5 protein-coding genes are annotated in these 6,403 nt (G+C 40.1%); all 5 read left to right on the top strand.

The features are described 5' to 3' along the window. Positions 1-275 precede the first annotated feature (275 nt). A complete protein-coding gene (locus tag KVG29_RS09875) occupies positions 276-1,232 on the top strand; it encodes an ABC transporter permease (protein ID WP_338084639.1) in 957 nt (318 codons plus the stop codon). Positions 1,233-1,307: 75 nt separating this feature from the next. Then, a complete protein-coding gene (locus KVG29_RS09870; protein ID WP_252228265.1) occupies positions 1,308-2,180 on the top strand; it encodes a carbohydrate ABC transporter permease in 873 nt (290 codons plus the stop codon). Between the two features lie 53 nt (positions 2,181-2,233). Further along, complete coding sequence (locus KVG29_RS09865) at positions 2,234-3,853, top strand: extracellular solute-binding protein (RefSeq protein ID WP_252228264.1); 1,620 nt, start codon at positions 2,234-2,236, stop codon at positions 3,851-3,853. 261 nt (positions 3,854-4,114) lie between these two features. Next, a complete protein-coding gene (locus KVG29_RS09860) occupies positions 4,115-5,272 on the top strand; it encodes a Gfo/Idh/MocA family protein (protein ID WP_252228263.1) in 1,158 nt (385 codons plus the stop codon). A 26-nt stretch (positions 5,273-5,298) separates the two neighbouring features. Further along, on the top strand, positions 5,299-6,369 hold the full coding sequence (locus KVG29_RS09855) for a Gfo/Idh/MocA family protein (protein WP_252228262.1): 1,071 nt from the start codon (positions 5,299-5,301) through the stop codon (positions 6,367-6,369). The last annotated feature ends 34 nt before the right edge of the window (positions 6,370-6,403 follow it).

The raw sequence follows: 6,403 nt of genomic DNA, 5'->3' as shown, positions 1-6,403 counted from the left end.
ATGGTGATCTGTATTTGCCAAATGATACTTCACCAAAGATATTGAAGATGCTAGAATGGTTGGGATTTAGTCCTGACATTTACACGAAAAAGATAAATCCCATTTTTTAACATGCGAAATGTAGGTTTTAATGATTAAGTATAATCAAAATTGAAAGTTCAAAATCAAAATTAATTGTTGATGTGCGGAGTTGTGTTAATGTAAAATCAACTCAGAACAAAAGGCATTGATGTGCTAAGTTGTATTGTTTTTAGCTTAAAGGAGGGCCATTTATTATGAATTTAGCACCCAATATCGCAGTAAAAAATACGGGCGTAAAGCAGAGAAAGAGAAAATTTATTGCTTATATGTCTCAACATTACTTGCTCTACATTTTTTTGATATTGCCTATGGCTTACTTCTTCATATTCAAATATATACCCATGTATGGTTTGCTAATAGCTTTTAAAGACTATAACGTGTTTCAAGGGATATGGGGAAGTCCTTGGAACAATTTTGCGACGTTTAAAGAAATATTTGGAATGAAAGATTTTTATCGGGCTGTGCGGAATACTCTTCTTTTAAACGCCTTGGATTTAATAGCGGGATTTCCTGCTCCTATTATACTTGCGATTATGTTGAGCGAGCTTAAAAATAAAACCTATAAAAAGATATCACAGACTATACTATATCTTCCTCACTTCCTGTCATGGATTGTTATTGGTGGTATTGTGATACAGCTTTTTTCGACACAAACAGGCTTAATTAATGTACTTCTCAAGAAGATGGGTATGGGACCTGTAGAATTTTTGAGTAAAAAAAATAATTGGCTTTTGGTTTATGTGGCCTCCGGAGTATGGCAGAGCGCCGGCTGGAATGCAATAATATACTTAGCTGCTATAGCAGGTATAAATCCAGAACTATATGAAGCAGCTACTGTTGATGGTGCAGGAAGGTTGAGGAAAATATGGCATGTCACCCTTCCTTGCATTAAACCTACTATAATAATTCTGTTGATACTCAATGTGGGTAGAATTGCGCAAATTGGTTTTGATCGGCCTTATGCTATGGGGAACTATTTTGTAACCGAGGTCTCGGATGTTATCAGTACTTTTGTGTATAGAGTTGGCTTACGCTCAGGTAGATTTTCAACGGCTACAGCAGTGGGCTTCTTCCAATCCGTAGTGGGCATGGTCTTTTTGTTGACGGCCAATTATATTGCTGAGAAGTTTGGCGAACAAGGAATATGGTAAATATATTATACTGTCACTCTTGTGTATAAGCGGTCGAAAATAAGCCAAAAGGGGTTTTTAGGAGGTAAAAGTGTAATGGTAGCAGATACAAGGAGTAAAATCTTTGATATAGTCCTCAACATATTGATTTTCGTCGCGGTACTGGTATGTTTGATTCCGATTTTGCATGTGGCATCGATATCCTTGAGCTCAAATTCAGCCATACTTGGTGGAAGAGTTTATATCTGGCCAGTAGAGTTAAATGTTGACTCTTATAAAGTGGTATTTGCCGATAAGACCATGATAAAATCCCTTGTGTTTACAGCACAACTGACCATTATATACACTGTGTTGAGCATGTTAATGACTATATTGGCTGCTTATCCTCTTTCTAAAAAGGGGCTTAAGGGAAGGAATTTTTTCCTCTTGATCATAGTGTTTACTATGTATTTCAGCGGAGGAATGATACCAGACTATATACTCGTAAAAAATCTGGGGTTGCTGAACAATTTCTGGGCATTGGTATTGCCAGGGCTTGTTAGCGCATTTAATATGATTGTATTAAAGACGTTTTTCTCAACCTTACCAGAAAGCTTAGAGGAGTCAGCTTTCATAGATGGTGCATCATACCTCACGATATTGGTAAGAATAGTGTTGCCGTTGTCGTTGCCGGTATTGGCCACTTTGAGCTTGTTTTACGCGGTGGGACGATGGAATTACTTTATGGATGCACTGCTTTATATTACAGATTCTAAATTGTACCCCATACAGTTGAAAATATATCAAATAATTTTCAACAATATGCAACCCGAGATTTCTGCCATAGAGGGGAATCTATCATCAAATTTGTTGCCTGAGAGCTTAAAGGCTGCTTCGGTTATGTTTGCAATTATCCCTATAATTATGATATATCCATGGCTACAAAAGTATTTTATCTCTGGCATTATGATTGGGGCTATAAAGGGTTAATTTCAATTTTCATAATAAAATATAAAACAAAAAATAAAGGAGGAGAAGAGTCAATGAAAAAGAGAACACTAATATTAATAGGCCTGTTGTTGTGTTTTGCAATTGCTGCTGTTACTTTATCTGGCTGCTCTTCAAAGAGCAATAGCGAACCAAAACAACAGCCAAGTTCTCAGGGCCAAAACAACAACTTTGAGAGTTCAGGGGAGACAAAAGAACCTGAAAAACCTGTCGAGTTAAAAGTGGAAGTCTTTGACAGAGGTACCCCTGGACAGACGCCGGTAGACAATAACTACTGGACGAAATGGATTCAGGAACAATTTGGCGACAAGAATAATATAAAATTGACTTTTGTCCCATGCCCTCGATCTCAAGAAGTTGAAATGCTCAATATCTGGATGTCCACAGGTGATGCCCCTGATATCTGCTTGACTTACGACGTTGCTACTGTTTACAAGTACTACAAAGAAGGTGGATTGGCTGACCTGACGGACGCCCTTAATAAACATGGGCAACAATTAAAAGAATTCTTAGGTGAAGAGCTTTTAGCATATGGTCAATATGATGGCAAACAATATGTCATACCAGCCAGAAGGGTAATACAGGCAAGAACTGGAACATTTATAAGAAAGGATTGGCTGGAAAAGCTTAATCTGCCCGTACCCGAAACAACCGAACAGTTCTATAATACCTTAAAAGCGTTTAAAGAGAAAAATCCTGGAAATGTTGATAAAGTGATTCCTTTTGCAATGACAGCGGATGTGGACTATATGGCTTATGGTTTCTTTGAGACGTTTTTAGAAGATGTGCCTGACAAAGATTACTATGTAAAATATCGATTGTTCTTACCTGGCTGGAAAGAAGGGGCTAGATTCCTCAACAAGATGTACAATGAAGGTTTGATCAGCCCAGAATTCCCGCTTGATAAGGATGGGAAAATGATGGATCAAGATATAGTTAGAGGCTATGTGGGAGCTTACGGCGGAAATTATGATATGGCGCTCAGAAACGTACCAGGCCATAACAACAATTTAAAGAAGAATATTCCTGGGGCAGAGTTTATACCATGTGACCCATATACCAATGTGCATACTGGCCAGCACAGAAAGGAGTTGTACAACCCAACGGGTATAAGAATTATAGTGCCCAAGACCAGCCAGGCAAAAGCCGATGCCGTCATAAAATACCTCAACTGGATGGCTGACCCTCAGGTGTTGTTCTTCTTGCAGTTTGGTGAAGAAGGCGTTCACCATACTGTAGTTGACGGTTTGCCCAAGCTTCAAGCTGTAGAAGGTGAAAAGATGATGCCCTCATCGCAGAACATCGATTATACCCTTATTGTAAACGGGATATACCTGGCTGACAAAGAGAAAACCATCAAAGCAAATGCGTTTTCTTACCCCGGCAATGAGCATCTGTATGAATCAGCTTACAATCTTGCTATGCAGGGTGGCTACGTCAATCCGGGTGCAGGGTTAATTCCTACCGAGGCAGAGGCTAAATACGGAAAAGTTCTAGATGACAAAGAGTTGGAGATATATGCAAAAGCCATTACGGCCAAACCCGAGGACTTTGATAAAGTATGGGATTCTTTAATACAGGAGTATCTGGCCGCTGGTGGACAGGAGGTATTGGACCAAAGGGCTGCTTTATGGGATGAGATGTACGGCAAATAAGGCATTTGAAATTGTTTGTAAATAGCCTTTTTATTAAACAATTGAAATGAAAATCACTAGAAGCCCCGCTGAGAAGATTGAGGTATGCCTTTTTAAAGTACAAGGTGTTTCAGCGGGGCTCATCTGTATCTTTTAAAAACAAGGTTAAAAGCTAGACAGTACAACCAAAGCGACTGAAGGGAAACCTTGAGAAACGACATGTTTAGGCATATTTTCACAGGGTTTGAAGTGGAATTTTTTAAATGATGGGAGGTTAAAGGCATGATAAAGGTTGCTATTGTAGGTACTGGAAATATTTCACCACAGCATATCAAGGGGTATTTGGAATTTCCCGACAGATGTGAGATCGTTGCACTTGTGGATATATATCCCGAGAAAGCCGTTGAAAAAAAAGAGAGGTTTAATTTAACAAATGCAGAGGTCTATGATGACTACCGCAAAGTGCTTGAAAGAGATGATATAGATTTAGTTGATATATGTACCCCTCCTTATACGCATGCTGAAATAGCAGTAAATGCTTTAAAGGCTGGAAAGCATGTGTTGGTTGAAAAGCCTATGGCGGCTTCACTTGAGGAGTGTGACCTTATGATTGAAGCTGCTTCACGAGCTGATAGATATCTTTCGGTGATAGCGCAAAATAGATTTACTAATGGGTTTATGAAGTTAAAGAAAGTCATTGATTCTGGGTTGGCAGGGAAAATTGCACATGCGCAGGTCAATTCATTTTGGTGGCGAGGTCATTCATATTATGATTTGTGGTGGAGGGGGACCTGGGAAAAGGAAGGAGGGGGATGCACTTTAAACCATGCAATTCATCATATAGACCTGCTGATCTGGCTAATGGGTATGCCGGCAGAGCTTATGGCATTGATGAGCAATGCAGTACACAACAACGCAGAGGTTGAAGACATATCGGTGGCGGTGCTGAAATATGAAAACGGAGCGATAGCGCAAATCACTAGTTCTGTTGTCCATCACGGCGAGGAACAGGAAATCATAGTGCAGGGGGAAAAGGCCAGGGTTTCGGCGCCATGGAAGGTTTATGCCTCTCTTGCCGCCAGTAACGGTTTCCCGACGGGTAGAGATGAGAAACTCGAAAGGGAGTTGAATGAACTATACAATGGAATCCCTGAACTAAAATATACGGGACATACTGGGCAGATCAATGATGTACTGAATGCAATAGAGAATAAAGAGAAATTGCTGATATCAGGTGAGGACGGCAGAAATGCCCTTGAACTCATTACTGTCATCTATAAATCTGCAAGCTTAAAGCAGTTGGTTAAGCTTCCGCTGTCAAAAGATGACCCTTTCTATACGGTGGCAGGGATTAGGGCTAATGTGCCGCGTTTTAACGAAAAGAAAATTTCGATTGAAAACTTCAAAGAAGACCATATAACTTTTGGGAAAGTGAATTAATTTTGTGCAAAGGAGGTATTTCCCCAATGATCAAGGCTAGTGGTATGTATTATATGCCAGAAACGCCAGCTGAAAAGGTGTGCGATGAGGGCGACTTTATCTTTGCCGCCATAGGCTTAGACCACGGCCATATCTATGGCATGTCTAAAGGCCTTATTGAGGCCGGCGGGCAAATAAAGTGGGTTTACGATCCGGATCCTTTAAAAGTCGAGGAGTTCTGCAAGGTTTTTCCGCAGGTCAAGGTTGCACGTAGCATGGACGAAGTGCTGATGGACTCTTCTGTCCACTTAGTGGCAAGTGCGGCTATTCCTTTTGAAAGGTGCAACATAGGACTGAAAGCTATGGAGGCAGGGAAAGACTATTTTGCCGACAAACCTCCAATGACTACCATGGAACAGCTTGAAAAGGCAAAGGAAACAGTACAAAGGACCAAGAGAAAATATATGGTATATTATGGCGAGCGTCTCCACAATGAGGCTTCAGTATATGCAGGTCAGTTGGTACAAAACGGGGAAATAGGAAGAGTATTGCAGGTAATTGGGTTGGGGCCGCACAGGGAAGGCAAAGGAAGGCCTGCATGGTTTTATGAAAAGGATAAATTTGGCGGTATATTGTGCGATATAGGGAGCCATCAAATAGAACAGTTTTTATTCTTTACAGGAGCAAAAGATGCAAAGGTCCAAGCAGCAAAGGTGGCTAACTATAACCATAAACAATATCCTAATTTTGAGGATTTTGGCGATGTTACGTTAATCGCAGACAACGGAGCGACGGGATATTTCAGGGTGGATTGGTTTACTCCCGACGGATTGAGAACGTGGGGAGATGGCAGGTTATTTATATTAGGCACTGAGGGATACATAGAGATAAGAAAATATATTGATATATCTAGAGATGAGAACACAGACCATGTTTATCTTGTAAACAAAGATGGAGAACATTATATCAATGTAAAAGGTAAAGTGGGTTTCCCCTTCTTTGGAGAACTGATTTTGGATTGCCTGAATAGGACGGAATATGCCATGACGCAAGAACATGTTTTCAAGGCAATAGAATTGGCTTTGGAAGCGCAAAGTAAGGCAATAAAATTAGAATAAGCTTAAATATTGTATTTAGAGGTTTTTGATAATT

The organism is Caldicoprobacter algeriensis (genome assembly GCF_023838525.1).
Classification (GTDB): domain Bacteria; phylum Bacillota; class Clostridia; order Caldicoprobacterales; family Caldicoprobacteraceae; genus Caldicoprobacter; species Caldicoprobacter algeriensis.
Note: the sequence above shows the minus strand (reverse complement) of the source record. Positions and strands in the feature narration are given on the sequence as shown.